Source organism: Halomonas sp. PGE1 (assembly GCF_013000985.1).
Lineage (GTDB): Bacteria > Pseudomonadota > Gammaproteobacteria > Pseudomonadales > Halomonadaceae > Halomonas > Halomonas alkalicola.
This window is the reverse complement of sequence record NZ_CP053032.1, coordinates 332,062-350,161: the sequence shown is the minus strand read 5'-3', so window position 1 is coordinate 350,161 and position 18,100 is coordinate 332,062. Positions and strand designations below refer to the sequence as shown.

General features: G+C 67.4%; 15 protein-coding genes and 1 pseudogene. 2 read left to right on the top strand and 14 right to left on the bottom strand.

What is annotated here, in order from left to right:
- Positions 1-4: 4 nt before the first annotated feature.
- From HIR79_RS01730 to HIR79_RS18780, 7 genes and pseudogenes are all read right to left on the bottom strand, one after another.
- Complete coding sequence (locus HIR79_RS01730) at positions 5-1,666, bottom strand: NapC/NirT family cytochrome c (RefSeq protein ID WP_249322222.1); 1,662 nt, start codon at positions 1,664-1,666, stop codon at positions 5-7.
- Positions 1,667-1,832: 166 nt separating this feature from the next.
- The gene (locus HIR79_RS01725) at positions 1,833-3,446 is read right to left on the bottom strand and encodes a cytochrome D1 domain-containing protein (protein WP_169956312.1); all 1,614 of its coding nucleotides are present in this window, start codon (positions 3,444-3,446) and stop codon (positions 1,833-1,835) included.
- Positions 3,447-3,615: 169 nt separating this feature from the next.
- Positions 3,616-4,383 carry a Crp/Fnr family transcriptional regulator gene (locus HIR79_RS01720; RefSeq protein WP_169956310.1) on the bottom strand — a complete coding sequence of 256 codons (768 nt, stop codon included), beginning with the start codon at positions 4,381-4,383 and terminating at the stop codon, positions 3,616-3,618.
- Positions 4,384-4,448: 65 nt separating this feature from the next.
- A complete protein-coding gene (gene ccmI, locus HIR79_RS01715) occupies positions 4,449-5,336 on the bottom strand; it encodes a c-type cytochrome biogenesis protein CcmI (protein ID WP_169956308.1) in 888 nt (295 codons plus the stop codon).
- 18 nt (positions 5,337-5,354) lie between these two features.
- Positions 5,355-5,828 carry a cytochrome c-type biogenesis protein gene (locus HIR79_RS01710; RefSeq protein ID WP_169956305.1) on the bottom strand — a complete coding sequence of 158 codons (474 nt, stop codon included), beginning with the start codon at positions 5,826-5,828 and terminating at the stop codon, positions 5,355-5,357.
- Positions 5,825-6,415, bottom strand: a complete 591-nt coding sequence (locus HIR79_RS01705) for a DsbE family thiol:disulfide interchange protein (RefSeq protein ID WP_169956303.1) — start codon at positions 6,413-6,415, stop codon at positions 5,825-5,827. The genes HIR79_RS01710 and HIR79_RS01705 overlap by 4 nt, the downstream gene beginning before the upstream one ends.
- Positions 6,412-8,404 (bottom strand): annotated as a pseudogene (locus tag HIR79_RS18780) (heme lyase CcmF/NrfE family subunit). Before HIR79_RS18780 ends, HIR79_RS01705 begins: the two are co-directional and overlap by 4 nt.
- A gap of 339 nt (positions 8,405-8,743) precedes the next feature.
- Here HIR79_RS18780 and HIR79_RS01695 point away from each other — a divergent pair.
- Together HIR79_RS01695 and HIR79_RS01690 are read left to right on the top strand one after the other, a co-directional pair.
- Positions 8,744-9,289 (top strand): peptidylprolyl isomerase, encoded by a 546-nt coding sequence (locus tag HIR79_RS01695; protein ID WP_439649846.1) that lies wholly within the window; start codon positions 8,744-8,746, stop codon positions 9,287-9,289.
- 22 nt (positions 9,290-9,311) lie between these two features.
- Positions 9,312-9,680 carry a DUF6164 family protein gene (locus tag HIR79_RS01690; protein WP_169956299.1) on the top strand — a complete coding sequence of 123 codons (369 nt, stop codon included), beginning with the start codon at positions 9,312-9,314 and terminating at the stop codon, positions 9,678-9,680.
- Between the two features lie 119 nt (positions 9,681-9,799).
- Here the strand turns inward: HIR79_RS01690 and ltrA are convergent, their stop codons facing one another.
- The 7 genes from ltrA to HIR79_RS01655 all read right to left on the bottom strand — a co-directional run bounded on the left by ltrA (position 9,800) and on the right by HIR79_RS01655 (position 17,841).
- Entirely contained in the window at positions 9,800-11,176 is a 1,377-nt protein-coding gene (gene ltrA, locus HIR79_RS01685; RefSeq protein WP_211620904.1) for a group II intron reverse transcriptase/maturase, read from the bottom strand.
- Positions 11,177-11,725: 549 nt separating this feature from the next.
- Complete coding sequence (gene ahpF, locus HIR79_RS01680) at positions 11,726-13,282, bottom strand: alkyl hydroperoxide reductase subunit F (RefSeq protein WP_169956297.1); 1,557 nt, start codon at positions 13,280-13,282, stop codon at positions 11,726-11,728.
- A 309-nt stretch (positions 13,283-13,591) separates the two neighbouring features.
- A complete protein-coding gene (gene ahpC / locus HIR79_RS01675; protein ID WP_502708669.1) occupies positions 13,592-14,149 on the bottom strand; it encodes an alkyl hydroperoxide reductase subunit C in 558 nt (185 codons plus the stop codon).
- A 141-nt stretch (positions 14,150-14,290) separates the two neighbouring features.
- Entirely contained in the window at positions 14,291-14,695 is a 405-nt protein-coding gene (locus HIR79_RS01670) for a ribonucleotide reductase subunit alpha (RefSeq protein WP_169956293.1), read from the bottom strand.
- A 162-nt stretch (positions 14,696-14,857) separates the two neighbouring features.
- The gene (locus HIR79_RS01665; RefSeq protein WP_169956291.1) at positions 14,858-15,898 is read right to left on the bottom strand and encodes a proline racemase family protein; all 1,041 of its coding nucleotides are present in this window, start codon (positions 15,896-15,898) and stop codon (positions 14,858-14,860) included.
- 43 nt (positions 15,899-15,941) lie between these two features.
- Positions 15,942-17,135: a zinc-binding dehydrogenase gene (locus tag HIR79_RS01660; RefSeq protein ID WP_249322221.1), complete on the bottom strand. Its 1,194-nt coding sequence runs from the start codon at positions 17,133-17,135 to the stop codon at positions 15,942-15,944.
- Positions 17,136-17,313: 178 nt separating this feature from the next.
- A complete protein-coding gene (locus HIR79_RS01655) occupies positions 17,314-17,841 on the bottom strand; it encodes an HPP family protein (protein WP_169956289.1) in 528 nt (175 codons plus the stop codon).
- Between the last annotated feature and the right edge of the window lie 259 nt (positions 17,842-18,100).

Genomic DNA, 18,100 nt, shown 5'->3' with positions numbered 1-18,100 from the left:
CCTCTCAGCGCTCGATGCGCGTGGCGTTGATCTCGACCAGCTCCTCGTCCACCTCGTCGGCGCCGAACATCAGGCCGTGCTGCCAGGAGACGTGGTGGAAGCGGGAGGAGGCATGGTCATCGTGAAGCGCGAAGTTGATGTTGTACTTGCCGTCCAGGGAGAGCGGCTTGTCGCCCTGCTGACCGGTGCGCAGGGCGCGGGTCATGTAGGCGGTCCAGACACCGTCCTCCTTGCTGGCGCTGAACACCACCGCCTCACTCTCGTCGAAGTGGCGCTGCTCGAGGATATAGCCGGACTCGGTGCGCTCGCTGCCGCTCTTGAAGCGCGCCATGTCCAGGTAGACCCCGCCTGCGAACAGCTCGTCGATCTCCTCGCTCTCCTTGAGCTTGTCCCAGCCGCCGCGGGCGGCGCCGCGACGGCCGCGCACCTCGATCTCGGTCCGGCTCTCGGAGAGGTACTTGGTCACGCCGTCCATCAGTGCCAGGCGCTCGGCCAGTTCGCTCTGCTCCAGGGCCTCCTGGTCGGGGGCATCCGGCATGTAGGTGGAGTCGTGGTGGCAGCTCGCCCAGCAGCCGCCGCGGTCGGCCATGTCGACGCGGTCATCGGCGAAGCTGACGGTCAGCTTGATCTCGTTCTCCGGGTCCATCATGCCGCCATCGACGAAGGGCAGCGGCGCATGCTCGGCGTCTTCCCACTGGAAGCGCATGTAGAGGTAGTCGTCGTCGAAGGCGGTCTGCACGGCCATCGGGATATGGCCGCGCTTGTCGCCCAGGTCATAGGTCTCGATCTTCTCGGCGCTGGTGGCCAGGGCGCCGATCTGCGCCTCCTCGCCGGCATGGCACCAGATGCAGCGGTCGCCGAAGCTGAAGGCGCGCCCGCCGCCGTGGGAGCTGCCGTCCTGGATCCACTCGATGGAGGCCTGCCCCGGCATGAAGAGGGTCACGTCGAGGACCGGGACATCGTCCCAGGCCAGACCGGAGGCGATATCACCCTCGGCGGCCACGGCGTCGCCCAGCTCCTCGGCCTCCAGCGGCAGCTCGGGCTCGCCGCGGTCCAGGTCCGCCTCGGTGTCATGCTCAAAGCGGGCGGCCCAGACGGGAGACTCGTCCCAGGCCTCGGGCAGCTCGTGGGCGATGCCCTGGTGGCACTCGATGCAGGTCTGTCCCTGCTCGAAGGCTCGGGCGTGCTCGCGAGCGGCGCGGGCGGGCTGCTGCTCGAGATCCATGGCGGACCAATCGTGGCAGTTGCGGCACTCCCGGGAGTCGGTACGCAGCATCGAGCGCCAGACGTTCTCGGCCAGATGCAAGCGCCTATCGTAAAACTCTTCCTGGGTATCCATGGTACCCAGCATCCAGTGCCACACCTCGCGGCTGGCCTGGATCTTGCGGATCATCTTGGGGCCCCAGGCGTCGGGCACGTGGCAGTCCGAGCAGGTGGCCCCCACCCCGGACTTGTTGTGGTAGTGGGGCCGCTCCTGGTACTCCTCGTAGACCCAGCTCATCTCGTGACAGGCCGAGCTGCAGAACTTCATGTTGTTGGTGGCTTCCATCACCGTGTTGAAGCCCCCCCAGAAGATGATCCCGGCCACGAAGAAGATCACGGCGGCCCCCAGCGACGCCCCCATGATGGTGATCTTGCGCCAGTTGCGCAGTCGCTCCCTCAGCATGTCAGTCTCCCGAAAATGTCATGACAGCAGATGCCTGCTCTCGAGATGCCTTGCTTTCGTTATGGTGTCCGGCCCCTTGCCCAGCCACTCCGGCGCCCTGCGTCCGGGAAGGCGAGAATGGCTGGAAAAGGAGCCGGAGCGCCCGCGGGCGCTCCGGCGGGTCGGCTCAGCCGACGTGGTTCTTGCGGTTGTAGACGTTGAACTTGCCGGTCGGCGTGTTCAGGTTCTCGACCCGGGCCTTCTCTTCCAGGGTCTTGTCGTCGTAGATCACGATGGCGCCGTCATTCTGGTGGCCGCGGCCGCGTGCCCAGATGGAGACCCACACCTCGGTACCGGTCTGGTCATACTCCATGTGCACCGCCACGGCGTCGTGCTCGACGGGGCGGTCGGCGACGTGAATCGGGGTCAGCTCGCGGGTCTCCTTGTCCATGACCATGACCCACTGGTTGACGTCGGCCTCGGGGTGCATCGCCTGGTCGATCCAGACGTTGTCGGACTCCGGGTGGGTGCGCACGAACAGGCCGGGGCCGTCGGTCTCGACGCTGCCGCAGATCTCCCAGGCCTGGTCCGGATAGTTCTCCGGGTCGTTGCCCCAGAAGGTCATGCGGCCCTCCCCCAGGTGGGTAGTGCCGGCCACCGGGCCACACTCGGGGTCGATCCAGTTGGCGCCAGGACCGGGGTGGGGAATCTGGCCGGTTTCCAGCATGCCCACCCGCTTGCGCTCCACGGTGTCGACGAACACCATCAGGTTGCTGAAGTTGGCCGCGATCTGGAAATAGCGCCCGGTGGGGTCGAAGAAGCCGTCGTGGAGGTACTCGGCCGACTCGATGTGATCGATGCGCAGGTTCTCGAGGTCGCTGTAGTCGACCTGCCAGATCTGCCCGGTCTCCTTGACGTTGACCAGGAAGCTGGGCGCATGGGGCGTGTTGTAGAGCGCCGCTACGCGAGCCTCATGGACATAGTTGCCCTCGGTATCGTAACCGCGGGTAGAGACGACCTTCAGCGGCTCCATGGTTTCAGCATCGGCGATCACGAAGTGCGGCGGCCAGTAGGCGCCACCGATGACGTACTTGTCTTTCCACTCGCCGTAGTGGGACACCGCCACATCGCGGGCGTCGATGCCGATGAATACTTCGGCAGTTACCTGGGGCGGATCCATCCACAAATCGATTTTGGACAGACGGCCGTCACGGCCCTGAACGTACCAGAAGCGGCCATCGGAGCTCTCCTTGGCCACGTGCACGGCATAGCCGGTCTCGGCTTCGGTGACCAGCTCCTTGGTATCGCCGTCGATGATGCCCATGGCGCCACGGTCACGCAGGATGGTGACCATGAAGTTTTCCCAGTTGCGATCGTGCTGGGGCTCGGTGGGCCACTCCTCCTGGGGCACCACGATGCGCCAGGTCTCGCGGATATCGGCAAGCGACATCTCCGGCGGCTCTTCCGGCGTCTGCTGGATGTACTTGGAGATCAGCTCGATCTCCTCCTCGTCGAGGATGCCGTCGAAGTTGTTCATCCCGCCTTCGGTGCCGAAGGTGATGATGCTCTCCAGGCGACGCTGGCCCATCTCGATGGTGGTCTCGGGCAGCAGGTTGGGGCCGGTGGCGCCCTTGCGCAGGGTGCCGTGGCAGCCGGCGCAGCGGGAGAAGTAGATATCGCCGGCGCGGTCCATCTCCTCCGCGGTCATCTCCGGTGCCGCCGCCTGCACGCCACCCGCCATCATGGCGGCCAGCGGGAAGCTGAGGGCGAAGATCCCCTTGCTCAGTGCTTTCTTGTGCATAACGTGCCTCGCTCTGTTTCCCCGTGGGGTAGGGTCTGGAGAGAGCCTCGCGTGGCCCGGGTCGGCGATCCGACGACCCGGGGAGACACCCTCCACCTGCCAATAAGTAGTAGCAGCTTTACCTCTTTACTCACTTGACAGTGATCAAGTGCCAAACCGGTGAGTTGACTTATGTCATGGCTCGCGGCGAAAGGGGGCTCGAGAGTCGTGTGCCGTTGAGTCCGGGGCAGCCGGGAAGGGGGTGTGAGTCGCCGCCGCGGGCGAACAGGCGCAGCGCGGGGAGGTCCTCGAGATGGACACAGTTGCGCTCGCAGCGCACGCCCAGCGCCTTGAGACGCGCCATGGCCCGGGAGAAGCTCTCCGGCTTCATGCCCAGGCGAGCGGCGATCAGCATCTTGTCGCAGGGCAGGCAGACGGTGGCAAAGGGGGCATCGTCCGGGCACAGCGAGAGCAGGAAGGCCGCCAGCCGCTGGTGGGTCGACTGGTTGGTGAGCTGATCGAGCTGCAGCACCATCCCCCTGAGCATCGCGGTGAGGTTGGCCAGCAGGTTGAGCGTCAGACCGTGGTGCTGGCGCAGGGTCTCCAGGAAGTGCTCCGCCGGGAAGACCAGCAGTCGGGCCTCCTCGGCGGTGGCGGCGTTCACCGGGAAGCCCAGCCGGTCGAACATCGCCGCCTCGGCGAAGGACTCGCCGCGGGTGAAGAGCCCCACCAGGCACTCGCTGCCCTGGGGATTGTCGCGGTAGAGCTTCACCCAGCCGTCCAGCACCACGTAGAAGCGATCCGCGGGCTCCCCCTCGCTGAACAGCCGGGTGCCGCGCGGACAGCGGCGCTCGTGGGCGCCGCCGGTGAGCAGCGCCAGGGTGTCATCGCCGAGACCGGCGAACAGCGGCACCTGGCGCACCGTGCGCAGCGTCTCGCGACTCAAGCGAACCGTCATCTTGACCTCCTTGACCCTCGACGCCAGGGCAGCAGCGGAAGCACCGGTGGCTGGACCGGCGGCACTCACTCCTGGCGAAGCGCCAGCTGTGCCAGGTTGCCGCGGATCACCTCGGCCTCGGCCGAATCCGCCGGCAGCACCGCCAGCAGGCGCTCCCAGTAGGCGCGGGCCTCGGCGAAGGCCTCCTCCTGGTAGGCGCGGGTACCGGCCAGCCACAGCCCCTGGGCATGCTCGGGGTCGATGGCCAGCGCCTGCTCGATCAGCGCCGCCGGCTCGCCCGCCAGCCCTCCCTCGAGTTCGGCCAGCACATCGGCGTAGCGCACCAGCACCTCGGGGTCGCGGTCGCCACCGTGGCGCAGGGCCTCGCCGAAGGCGCGGCCCGCGGCCTCGAACTCGTCGAGGAAGGTCAGCGTCCGGCCCAGCAGCACCCAGCCCTGGAGGTCGGTCGGGTCCTGGGCCAGGCGCACCTGCAGCCCCTCCACCAGGCGGGTGAACTCGCGGGTCATCTCCTCGTCGTTAGGCTCGGCCTGCTGGGGCAGTGGCATCACCTGGCCGGCCGGGGCGCGGGCGGCGAACACCTCCTCGCTGTAGCCCACCGAGAGGTAGGTACCGATGGCCAGGAAGGGCAGCAGCGCCATGCTGGCGACCGCGGTGACCTGGGCCAGGCGGCGCTGGCCAGGGCGCTCGCCGCCGGTGCCCGGATCGGCCTCCAGCACGCCGCTGTCGAGCAGCTCGCGCTCCAGATCGGCCAGGGCGCGGGCGTGGCGCTCCGCGGTCAGGGTGCCGGCCGCCAGGTCCTGGTCGAGCTCGGCGACGCGGTCGCGGTGCACCGCCAGCAGCACCTCGCGACGGTCGGGGCCGGCCGCGCGAGGCTCACGCAGCAGCGGTATCAGCACGAAGGCCAGGGCCAGCAGGCAGAGGCCCAGGGCCAGCAGCAGGAAGAGGCCATTCATCTCGTCGTACCTCCGGGGTCAGTCGCCACGGCGCAGGCGCTCCAGCGCCGCACGCTCCTGGTCGGTGAATTGGGGCTCGTCATCGGGCCGGGCGCGTCGGCGCATCACCTGCCACCACACCAGCAGGCCGCCGCCGAACAGCAGGAAGGGACTGGCCCACAGCAGGGCGGTGTTGGCCTGCAGCGGCGGCCGGTAGCGCACGTAGTCGCCGTAGCGGGCCACCATGAAGTCGACGATGGCGTCGGCGGACATGCCGTCCCGGGTCATCTGGTAGACCCGCCGGCGCATGTCGGCTGCGAGCTCGGCGTTGGACTCGTGGATCGTCTCGCTCTGGCAGACGGTGCAGCGCAGCTCCCGGGTCAGCGTCTCGTACTGCTGGCGCTGGGCCTCGCTGTCGAACGCCAGCGGCTCGCCGATGGCCGTGGCCAGGGCGATGCCGGGAGAAAGCGCCACCGCCAGCAGCATGAGCAGGCCTGCCAGCCAGCGGTTCATGACGCCCTCCCCGCCGCTTCGGCGCTCCGTTTATCCGCCCTCAGCTGTTCCGCCCTCAGTTTCTCGGCTCTCAGTTTCTCGACCAGGGGCAGCACCTCGTCGAGGAGCAACTGGCGGCTGAGGGGGCCGATGCGCTTGTAGCGGATGATGCCCTCGGCATCGAGCACATAGGTCTCGGGGGTGGCGTAGACCCCCCAATCGATGCCGGCATCCCCCGCGGGGTCATAGGCGATGGTGCGGTAGGGGCTGTCGGTCATCTCCAGGTAGCGCAGCGCGGCGTCACGTTCGTCCCGGTAGTTGAAGGCGTGGATCGGGATACCGCCGCGGGCCAGCTCCATCAGCAGCGGCTTCTCGGCGCGGCAGGTGCTGCACCAGGTGGCCCAGACGTTGACCAGCGCCACCTCGCCGATAAAGTCCTGCTCCGTCAGGATCGTCTCCGGATCCTCCAGGGCCTCCAGGCTAAAGGCCGGGGCCGGCTTGCCCACCAGGGGCGAGGGCAGGTCCCGGGAGTTGAGTCCTAGGCCCAGCAGCAGCAGGCCGAGCAGGGCCATCACCGCCACCAGCGGCATCAGCAGCTTGAGCTTCATGAGGCGGTCACCTCGCGATTTCCCTCCACCGCCGGCGCCGGCTCGCGCTCGCGGCGCCGGGCCAGGCGATAGCGCTTGTCACAGGCCGCCAGCAGGCCGCCCAGACTGAGCAGAAGGGCGCCGCTCCACATCCAGGCCATGTAGGGCTTGTAGTAGAGCCGGAAACTCCAGGCGTCCCCCACCAGCCGCTCGCCCAGGGAGACATAGACGTCGCGGGTCGCCGCGCGGTGCAGCGAGGCCTGATGCATGGGGTTCTGGGGCTGGGTGTCGTAGTAGCGGCGCTGGGGCAGCAGGGTGGCGACCGGACGGCCATCGCGGGTCACCGCAACCACCGCCTGGTCGGCGTCATAGTTGGGGCCGCGCACCTCCTCCATGCGCAGCAGGGTGAACGTGAAGCCCGCGGCCGCAGTGGTCTCGCCCGGTTCCATGCGCACGTCGCGCTCCACCTCATAGGTGTTGACCATGGCGATGGCGATCACCACCATCGCCAGGCCCACGTGGGCCAGGTGCATGCCCAGGAAGCTCGGACGCAGCACCCGGCGGACGCGCGTGGCCAGGGGCTGGCGACCGGCCAGGCGCTTGCGGATATCGAGCGCCGCGGTAAGGAGGATCCAGCTGCCCAGCATCAGCGACAGGGCGGTCAGTGGGCGCCAGGCGCCCATGGTCAGCGGCCACAGGCCACCGGCCACCACGCTGGCCAACAGCACCCAGCGCAGCTGACGCACCACCTCGGCGGGGCTGGCCTGCTTCCACATCACCGTGGGGCCGAGGCCCACCAGCAGCAGCAGCGGCAGCATCAGCGGCGCAAACACCGCATCGAAGTAGGGGGGGGCCCACCGAGATCTTGCCCAGGCCGAAGGCGTCGAGCACCAGGGGGTAGAGGGTGCCGATAAAGACCGCTGCGAAGGCCACGGTGAGCAGCACGTTGTTGGCCAGCAGCAGCGACTCCCGGGAGAGCCAGTGGAAGCCGCCGCCCAGGCCGACCCGGGGCGCCCGCCAGGCGTAGAGGGTCAGCGAGCCCAGCAGGGTCGCCGCCAGCATGGCGAGCAGGAAGATGCCTCGGTCCGGGTCCGTGGCAAAGGCATGCACCGAGGTGATCACCCCGGAGCGCACGATGAAGGCCGCCAGCACGACCAGCGCGAAGGTGATGATCGCCAGCATCAGGGTCCAGACCTTGAAGCCGCCGCGCTTCTCGGTCACCGCCAGGGAGTGCAGCAGGGCGGTGGCGGTGAGCCAGGGCAGGAAGGAGGCGTTCTCCACCGGGTCCCAGAACCACCAGCCGCCCCAGCCCAGCTCGTAGTAGGCCCACCAGGAGCCCATGGCGATCCCCAGGGTGAGGAACACCCAGGCCACCGTGGTCCAGGGCCGTGACCATCGCGCCCAGGCGGCGTCCAGGCGGCCGCCCATCAGCGCCGCCATGGCCAGGGCGAAGACCACCGCGGTGCCCACGTAGCCCATGTAGAGCAGCGGCGGGTGCAGGATCATGCCCGGGTCCTGAAGCAGCGGGTTCATGCCGCGGCCATCCAGGGGACCGGGCACAATGCGGTCGAAGGGATTGGAGGTGAAGACCGTGAAGGCGATGAAGGCCACCGAGATCATGCCCATCACCGCCAGCACCCGTGCCAGCATCTGGCGGGGCAGCGCGCGGCTGAAGCGCGCCACCGCCACGCCCCAGAGGCCGAGGATCAGCACCCACAGCAGCAGCGACCCCTCGTGGCCGCCCCACACCGCGGTGATCTTGTACATCAGCGGCTGGCTCAGCGCCGAGTGGCTGGCCACGTAGCGCACACTGAAGTCATTGGCCAGGAAGGCCCAGGTCAGCACGCCGTAGGCGATCGCCAGGAAGACGAACTGGCCGCTGGCCAGGAAGGCCCCCGTGCGCATCAGCCGCAGGCTGCCGGTCTGGGCACCCACCAGCGGCAGCACGCTCTGGATCAGCGCCAGGCAGAGCGCCAGGATCAGCGCAAAGTTACCGAGTTCCGCCACCATCTGCTGTTCCCTCCCGCCACCGCTGAGGCCCGGCCGACCGGGCCTGGATTCACCGGGCCGGCGGCTGGCGCCGACCCCCATGCAGGGAATGGTCGGGGAATCCCCCCTTAAGATCCATACTCGATACCTCTTTTCGGGCGGGGCCGTGACCCATGTCAAACATTGCCGAACGCTGCCTCAACGCAGGTGAAAGACGGACGCTGACAGGGCCTCGGCGGGGCCTTATGCTGGGAACCCTGTTTTCCTGACCCTCGATTTTCACAACCCTCGATCTTCAACAACATGGTGACCCGCCCCGTGAAACGTCCGCTGATTCCCGCCCTGCTGCTCGCCGCCGCCCTGCCCCTCGGCCTCGCCGTCACCACGGCCCAGGCCGAACAGGCCGCACCCGATGTCATCCTGCACACCAGCCACGGTGCCATCGGCATCGAGCTGTTCCAGGCCGAGGCCCCGGAGAGCGTCAACAACTTCCTCACCTATGTGCAGGAGGGCCACTACGACGGCACCATCTTCCACCGGGTGATCGACGGCTTCATGATCCAGGGCGGCGGCTTCGACGAGGAGATGCGCCAGAAGGCGACCCGCGACCCGATCACCAACGAGGCCGACAACGGCCTGAAGAACCGCCGCGGCACCCTGGCCATGGCACGCACCGGTGACCCCCACTCCGCCACCGCCCAGTTCTTCATCAACGTCGCCGACAACGGCTTCCTCGACCACGCAAGCCCGCAGTCGGGCCAGACCTGGGGCTACGCGGTGTTCGGCCAGGTGGTGGAGGGCATGGAGGTGGTCGACGCCATCCGCCGCGTGCCCACCGGCAGCCGCGGCCCCTTCCAGGACGTGCCCCGCGAGCCCGTGGTGATCGAGCGCGCCGAGCTGCCCTGAGCCGGCCAGACAGGAGAGCATCGTGGCAAGACTGCTGTTCCGGCTGGGCAACGTGCCCGACGCCGAGGCCGAGGAGGTGCGGGCGCTGCTCGAGGCGCACGGCTTCGACACCTACGAGACCCGGGCCGGCTTCTGGGGCCTCGGCGTGGCGGCCATCTGGCTGCGTGACGAGGGTCAGTTCGAGGCGGCCCGGGAGGCCCTCGACGCCTATCAGCAGGGCCTCACCGAGCGGGTTCGCCAGGAGCGCGACGACCTGGCCGAGCGCGGCGAGGCGCCGACCCTGTGGACGCGCCTGCGCCACCACCCCATCCGCATGCTGCTGGTGGCTGTGGCAGTGGGGGCGATACTGGCCCTCACCCTGCTGCCCTTCCTCTGGCTGATCTCTCGCTGATCGGCCAACACCTGGCAACACGCCAAACCATGCAATCGAGTAGGAGGGGGAGTCGCCTCCCCCGTCCTCTCACACCACCGGGCATACGGTTCCGTACCACGGCGGTTCACGAAGAACGACTAAGCCCTCTTGACCGTATCGAGTACCGAGATCAGGCCCTGCTGCTCGAACCATTTCCGTGGCAAGGCCTGATTCATGTGCGAGGCGCCGGCGTTCCACCAAGGGCCTCGCCCGTTTCCCGCTGACTTCCACGCCCGATGGTCGTCCAGACCCAGCGCCCGTAGCTTGCGGCGCCGTGTCCGCGGGCGTTTCCATTGCCGCCAGATCACGCAACGCAGTCGGCGACGTATCCAACCCTCCAGCGCTTCCAGCGGGCGCTTTACGTCGACGAAGGAGAAGTAGTTGGCCCAGCCCCGCAGGACCGGGGTCAACTCTTCGATAACGCGCCGTATGTTGCGCCCCCTGCCACGCTTGAGGATCTCGCGGACACGCTGCATCAGGCGCTGCAGGCTGGTCTTGGCCAGCGTCAGCTTCGGCCGCTTGTGCCGGGTCAGCGTGTAGCCCAGATACCCCCGGTGCCAGGGTCGATCCACCGCACTCTTGTTGCGATTGACCGTCAGCCTGAGTGAGCTCTCGAGAAAATCACTCAGACTGGCCATGACGCGCTCGCCCGCTCGCCGACTCCTGACATACACCTGCAGGTCGTCGGCATAGCGGCAAAAGCGGTGGCCGCGGCGTTCCAGTTCCTTGTCCACGTCATCCAGCAGGATATTGGCCAGCAGCGGGCTGAGTGGTCCGCCCTGGGGCGTGCCCTGCCGGCGTGGCGCGACCAGGCCGTCCTGGAACATCCCGGCTTCCAGATAGCGCCGGATCAAGCGCAACGCTCGCTTGTCGCGGACGCGGCGCGCGACCCGCGCCATCAGCAGGTCGTGATTCACCCGGTCGAAGAAGGCTTTCAGGTCGAGGTCGACCACCCAGCGGTGGCCGGCGGTGACATGGGCCTTCATCGCCGAGACGGCCTGCTGGGCACTGCGCCCGGGCCGATAGCCATAACTCGATGCGGAGAACCCCGGATCGAAGATCGGCGTCAGCACCTGCAGCAGCGCCTGCTGGATCAGCCGGTCAGTGACCGTGGGGATGCCGAGCTGTCGCGTCCCGCCCTTGGGCTTGGGGATCTCGACGGCTCGGACTGGACTGGGGTGGTACTCACCGGCCAGCAACCGCTCGCGCAGCGTTGGCCAGCATTCCTTCAGGTGGTCGGCCAGCTGGTGGACCGTCATGCCGTCGGCACCCGGCGCCCCCTTGTTGGCGACCACCCTTCGGTAAGCCCGCTCCATGTTGGCCTTATCTACCACGGCCTCCATGAGCGGGGCGGGCTCCGCTTTCGTCCACGATGACGACGCCGGGATCGTCTCGACGCCCACCGGCTGGGACCCGGGGTACTGCCCCTGCCCCTCTGGGTGGGTGGCGGTATCAGCGCCACTTTCTGCCTTCATGATCGATCCTCGAGACATCATCGCCTACTCGCGGTTCTTCATGTTCGGCCCTTGGTGCCGCGGTGAACCAGCACTTACTATGGCCTCTGCTGACGTCTGGTGGCCCATCCCGTCGCCTCTCGGCGCCGGTAGCACCGTGGCAGACCACCAGACCTCCCAGGGTAAGACGCGCGACCTTCCTCCCATCTACCCGCCGCATTTACCTCCACATCTTCCGGATAGCTATTGGGCTTCGAGTGTCATTGCCCTCTCGCCCAGATGTGGCTGCCTCATATGCGATTCCTGTTCGTCAGGCCGGGAGTTTGCCTTCAGCTTCCTTCAGATTCCGCCTCGCGGCGGACACCCTTGCTGTTCGGCTAGCGGTTCCCGCTATCAGGGTCCGCAGGGGACTTTCACCCCCAAGTCATCCCGAGGCACCACCCTCGGGAACAGCACCTATCGGTGCTACGCGCCATGCCTGGCGCACAACGACGACGCCCCCGCAGGCCAGGCCTGCGGGGGCGTCGCTGTGACGGGCGGGGGCCGGGAAGAAGAGCCCGGCCCCGCCGATCAGCTGCGGATCAGGTGGTCGAAGGCGCCCAGCGCCGCCTTGGACCCCTCGCCCATGGCGATGATGATCTGCTTGTAGGGCACGGTGGTCACGTCGCCGGCGGCGAAGATGCCGGGCACGCTGGTGGTGCCGTGGGCGTCGGTGATGATCTCGCCCCGCTCGGAGAGCTCCACCGGCGAGCCCTTGAGCCACTCGGTGTTGGGCACCAGGCCGATCTGCACGAAGATGCCTTCCAGGTCGATCTTCCTGGTCTCACCGCTGGCGCGCTCCTCATAAGTGAGGCCGTTGACGCGCTGGCCGTCGCCGTTCACCTCGGTGGTGCGGGCGCCGAGGATGATGTCGACGTTGGGCAGGCTCTTGAGCTTCTTCTGCAGCACGGCGTCGGCGCGCATCTCGTCCATGAACTCGATCAGGGTCACGTGGCCGACGATGCCGGCCAGGTCGATGGCCGCCTCGACGCCGGAGTTGCCGCCGCCGATCACCGCCACGCGCTTGCCCTTGAACAGCGGGCCGTCGCAGTGGGGGCAGTAGGCCACGCCCTTGTTGCGGTAGTCGGCTTCGCCGGGCACGTTCATCTCGCGCCAGCGGGCGCCGGTGGCCAGGATCAGGGTCTTGCTCTTGAGGCTCGCCCCGGACTCGAACTGCACCTCGTGCTCGCCGCCCGGCTGGGCCGCCGGCACCAGCTTGACCGCACGCTGCAGGTTCATGATGTCGACCTCATACTCCTTGACGTGCTCCTCCAGCGCGGCGGCCAGCTTGGGGCCCTCGGTGTGGGAGACGGAGATGAAGTTCTCGATGGCCATGGTGTCGAGCACCTGGCCGCCGAAGCGCTCGGCGGCAACGCCGGTGCGGATGCCCTTGCGCGCGGCATAGACCGCCGCCGCGGCGCCGGCCGGGCCACCGCCCACCACCAGCACGTCGAAGGCGGCCTTGTCGTTGAGCTTGGCGGCCTCGCGCTTGGCGGCGCCGGTATCCACCTTGGCCAGGATCTGCTCCAGGCTCATGCGCCCCTGATCGAAGGGCTCGCCGTTGAGGTAGATGCTGGGTACCGACATCACCTGGCGCTGCTCCACCTCGTCCTGGAACAGGGCGCCGTCGATGGCCACGTGGCTGACGCCCGGGTTGAGCACCGCCATGAGGTTCAGCGCCTGGACCACGTCCGGGCAGTTCTGGCAGGAGAGCGAGTAGTAGGTCTCGAAGTGAAGCTTACCCTCGAGGCCCTTGACCTGCTCGATCACATCAAAGCTGACCTTGGGCGGATGACCGCCCACCTGCAGCAGCGCCAGCACCAGGGAGGTGAACTCGTGGCCCATGGGCAGGCCGGCGAAGACCACGCCGGTCTCCTCACCGGGGCGGTTGATGGCAAACGACGGCTTGCGGGCGTCCTGGCCGTCGAGCTTCAGGGTAATCTTGTCGCTCAGGCCGGCGATATCGGTCAACAGACCGTGCAGCTCCTGAGACTTGGCGCCGTCATCGAGGGAAGCGACGATCTCGAACGGCTGGGTGACCTTCTCCAGATAGGCTTTGAGCTGGCTTTTCAGATTGTCGTCCAACATGACAGCGTTTTCCTTCATGTTCGCGAAACGGAGTCACAAGGGGGCCGTGCGAGCACCGAAGGCGTCGCCCGAGACATGCTTGTGACGGGTAGAAAACACCCGGGCAGCAGGTGCCCGGGTGGGGAGCGGCGAGGCCCGGGGCGGGGCCTCGTAGCAACACCGCTCGGGAAACAGGTGATTCATGTTGCGAGCGAAGAGAGGTTGGCCACCGCCGGAGCGCAGAAACCGGAGCCTATGCGTTACTAGGTGAGGATTTCGAGCACCGCCGGTGGTCAAGATATCGAGCGCAGCAATGAATCAGCGTTTCCTTTAGATCTTGCCAACCAGATCCAGGGAGGGAGCGAGGGTCTCTTCGCCTTCCTTCCACTTGGCCGGGCACACTTCGTTCGGGTTGTTGCGAACGTACTGGGCGGCCTTGACCTTGCGCAGCAGCTCCTCGGCGTTACGGCCGATGTTGCCGGCGTTCAGCTCGACGATCTGGATCTTGCCGTCCGGATCGATCACGAAGGTGCCGCGATCGGCCAGGCCGGCTTCCTCGATCAGCACTTCGAAGTTGCGCGAGATCTGCAGGGTCGGGTCGGCCAGCATCGGGTAGGTCAGCTTGCCGATGGTCTCGGAGCTGTCGTGCCACGCCTTGTGGGTGAAGTGGGTGTCGGTGGAGACGCTGTAGACCTCGACGCCCATCTTCTTGAGCTCTTCGTACTTCTCCTGCAGGTCGCCCAGCTCGGTGGGGCAGACGAAGGTGAAGTCGGCCGGGTAGAAGAAGAAGATGTTCCACTTGCCCTTCAGGGTCTCTTCGGTGACGTCAACGAACTCGCCGTTGTGGTAGGCGGTCGCTTTGAACGGCTTGACTTCGGTGTTAAGCAGGGACATTCGTTAATGCTCCTTTGGTCGTTGCCTAGGGGTGGCTGGAATACGCAGGCATGGTAGCCCGTATTATCCGATAGTATAAATTGAATGGGGGCATCGCCCTGATAATTCAACCCTATGGGTGATGACACCCCGATGTCAGCCGATCTGGACGGCCTCGCCCTGGCGGTCCAGCGCCAGGAACTGATCGACGCTGCCCATCTTGAGCGACTCCACCATGCGTTCGAGCTGGGCCTCGGCCTGCTCGGCGCTCGGCGCCTCGACGCCGCGGCCGGAGAGCGCGCCGACGAAGACGATGTCCCACTCGATGCCGGTCTCCTTCGACTCCGCCACCAGGGCGGCCATGTCGCTGAGCTCCACCGGCGCCTTGTCGACGCAGAGCACCGGCGTCAGCACGCCGCCGATGCCCTGCTCGAAGTTCCGGCGCTGCTCGGCGGTGGGGTTGTCGGGCAGCTCGGCCCGGGTGAAGACGAACAGCAGCCGCTGGGCGTCGGGCTGCAGGCGGGCCTCGCCGAGCAGATCGGCAAAGTTGGTGATGGCCAAGGGAACCTCCGGGGCGAAAGCGTGATGGATGAGCGCCAGCCTGCCCCCTTTTGCGCGGGGGCTCAAGGGGCTGGCGGGCCTACCGGCCGAATCTAGGTGGCGGGGTCAAGGATTACTCGGGGCTTGTCCCCGGCGCCCCTGGCTTGGCGGCTTGCGTGCGCCTCAGCCCTGGCGGGCGGTCAGGATAGGGTGCAGGCCATCGCAGGCCACCAGAGGGTCGTCGCAGTTGACCACCACCTCGGTATGGCCGAGCACAAAGGCCTTGCCGGTAATGGTGTTCTCCACCACGGCATGGGGCCCCTCCTGGCGGATGCCGGTGAAGGTGCCGATGAAGCCGGTCTCGCGCAGGGAGACGGTCTCCAGGCGGTCGCCGGGGCGGATGCGCCCCTCGTGGTTCATCAGCGCCAGCCGCGCCGAGGTGCCGGTGCCGGTGGTGCTGCGGCAGATCACTCCCGGGTGAACGTAGGTGGTGGAGCGGGAGCGGTAGAAGTCGTCGGCCAACTGCTCCACCGGCCCCATGAAGTGCAGGAAGGGCAGCGGGCCCACGTCGCCCAGGGTGTAGTGGGAGAAGCCCCGCTCGGCCTGGATCGCCTCGACGATACGGTGGGCGCACTCCGCGAGGCGCCGCTCCTCCTCCCGCACCAGCGAGAAGCCGAGCGCGGTGGCATCCACCAGGGCGTAGAAGCCGCCGCTGTAGGCCACCGAGTAGGTGACATCCCCCACCTCCGGCACATGGATGGACGCCCGGTAGGTGTCGATGTAGCTGGGCAGCCCCTCGCAGGTGATCGCCTCCACCACGCCGTTCTCCACCCGGGCCTCGATCTGGACCCGCCCCGCCGGGGCCTCCAGGGTGAAATGCTGCACCCCCTCCCGCTTGGGCACGATGCCGGCCTCGAGCACCGCGGTGGCGGTGCAGATGGTGTTGGAGCCCGAATAGATGGGATAGCCCATCACTTCCATGATGATGTAGCCGGCGGCGGCCTCGGGATCGGTGGCCGGCACGATCAGGTCCACCGACATCTCGGGGATGCCGTAGGGCTCGAAGAGCAGCAGCTTGCGCAGGCCGTCGGCGTCGTCACGCAGGTAGTGCATCTGGTCACGCACGGTGTCGCCGGGCAGCGGCGCGATGCCGCCGAGCACGATGCGGCTGACGTCGCCGCCGGCGTGGGTGTCCATCATCTGGAAGGTCAGCGGGCGGCTCATGGGCGCGGCTCCTGGTGGGCAATCTGGAAGGTCAGCGGGCGGCTCATGGGCGCGGCTCCTGGTGGGCAGAGGGGGAAGCCAGGGAGAAGGGGGCACCGTGCTCGTCCCACTGGCTATCGGGGACGAGCACGATCTTGCCCAGGAAGTTGCTGCCACGGCTGACGAAGCAGCGCTCGGCCTCGTGCAGCGCGGAGAGCGGGAAGGCCGCGTGGAGCACCGGCCTGAGCTCGCCGGAACGGATCCACTCGACCAGCTGCTCCGCCTCCTCCCGGGTGCCGTGGGAGACGCCGAAGAGCTGCACCTGGTAGAGGTAGATGCGCGTCCAGAGGATCTCGGAGATATTGCCGCCGCTGGCGCCGGCGATGGAGAGCCGCGGGTAGGTGGTACGCACCCTCATGTCCTGGATCATGGTGTCGATGAAGCGGTCGGTCATCTCGCCGCCGACCAGGTCCATCACCGCATCGATGGGCGCGCCGCCGGTGGCCTCGAGCACCCGCTCGGCGAAGCCATCGAGATCGCCGCGATCGATCACCGCCTCGGCCCCCAGCGCCATGAGCGCCTCGGCCTTCTCCGGCTGGCTTACCGCGTAGGGCACGGCGCCGACGATGCGGCAGAGCTGGATCAGCGCGGTGCCCACCCCGCCGCTGGCCCCGCTGACGAGAATTCGTTCACCCGCGCTAACTCGGGCGGACGTCATCATATGGTAGGCGGTCTGGTAGGAGCACATGCCCAGGGCGGCGAGCTCGGCGTCGGCAAGCTCCGGGTTGGGCACGTGGTGGAACTGGTCGGAAGGCACCGCCACGTACTCGGCGAAGCCGCCGTCGGCGCCGTGGCCGTAGTAGTCCGGCGTCAGGTTGATGTCGCGACGGGCATCCGGGTAGAGGTTGAAGTCGAGCAGGCCGCGCTCGCCGAGGCGGGCCGGATCGACTCCCTCGCCCACCGCCGCCACCCGCCCGGCAATATCGGCGCCCTGGATGCGCGGAAAGGCCAGGGTCGGCTCGCCGCCCATGGCAAAGGAGGTCACCTGGCCCTTCTTCACCGGGTAGAGCCCCTCCCGGGCCTTGCGGTCGGTGTTGTTCTTGGCGGTGGCGGTGACTCGCACCAGCACCTCGCCCGGGCCGGGCCGGGGCACGGCCACATCGTCACGGTAGACCAGCCGATCGACGTCGCCGTGCCCGGTCAGCAGCATGGCCGACATGGTGGCGGGTAGGGATACATCCGGGACGTGACTTGCCATCTGCTGCCTCCTCCTGACGGGGCCCGGCAGGATGCCGGGCGCGTGAATGCTGAACGAGACAATAGCAGAGCACCGCGGACCTACCGAGAGGCCGAGACGCGAAATGAGGGCAGAATCCTTTCTGTTCTCGCGAGGCGTGCTTGCGCTTTTTCCTGCACCCCTCGTCGCATCCCGGTTGCTACCAGTGGTGCGGATAGCGGCGATGGCGGGCCAGGTTGTTGACCAGCATGGCGACCAGCACCATGACCGCGCAGCCGATACCGATCGGCATCACCGGATACCACCAGCCCAGGCCGGTGATCTCCGGCCCCCCGATTACCGCCACCAGGGAGGCCGCGGCTCCGGGCGGGTGCACGCTATGAGTCAGCTGCATTAGCAGGATGGAGATGGAGACCGCGAGGGTTACCGCCAGCGCGGTGCCGCCCAGCAGCTGGAAGCAGGCAACGCCCACCACGGCGGAAAGCAGGCTGCCAAGCAGCACGTTACGCGGCTGCGCGAAGGGGCTCTCCGGGGCCGCATAGAGCAGCACGGAAGTTGCCCCGAAGGAGGCGACGATCAGCAGGTGCTGGGAGAGCCAATGGGTACTGAGCCAGCAGATCGCTCCCATGCCTGTGGCAGCCCCCAGCCATGACCAGAGAGCGTCCTGCAGGTCGGGAATGCCTCGTTGCGCACGTTCGCCGCGCATCTTGCCAATATATGTCTTCATCTTCCATGAAATAGCCAAGGGTGAGCGGACGAGTCTCACACATCACAACATGATATCAAAGGCAATATTTTTTATAACAACATGAATGAAATTTGATCTCGATCAGCCGACGCCTGGAGATCAGGGAGCAAGGACGCCAGACATGATCTCCGTCAACCGTCAATCCCGGGCGGTATGGCCGAGCGGCCTCCTGCTGCCTCCGTGCCGGGGCATGGATGGAAGCGGGGCATGGATGGAAGATAGACGTCGAGGGGGAACG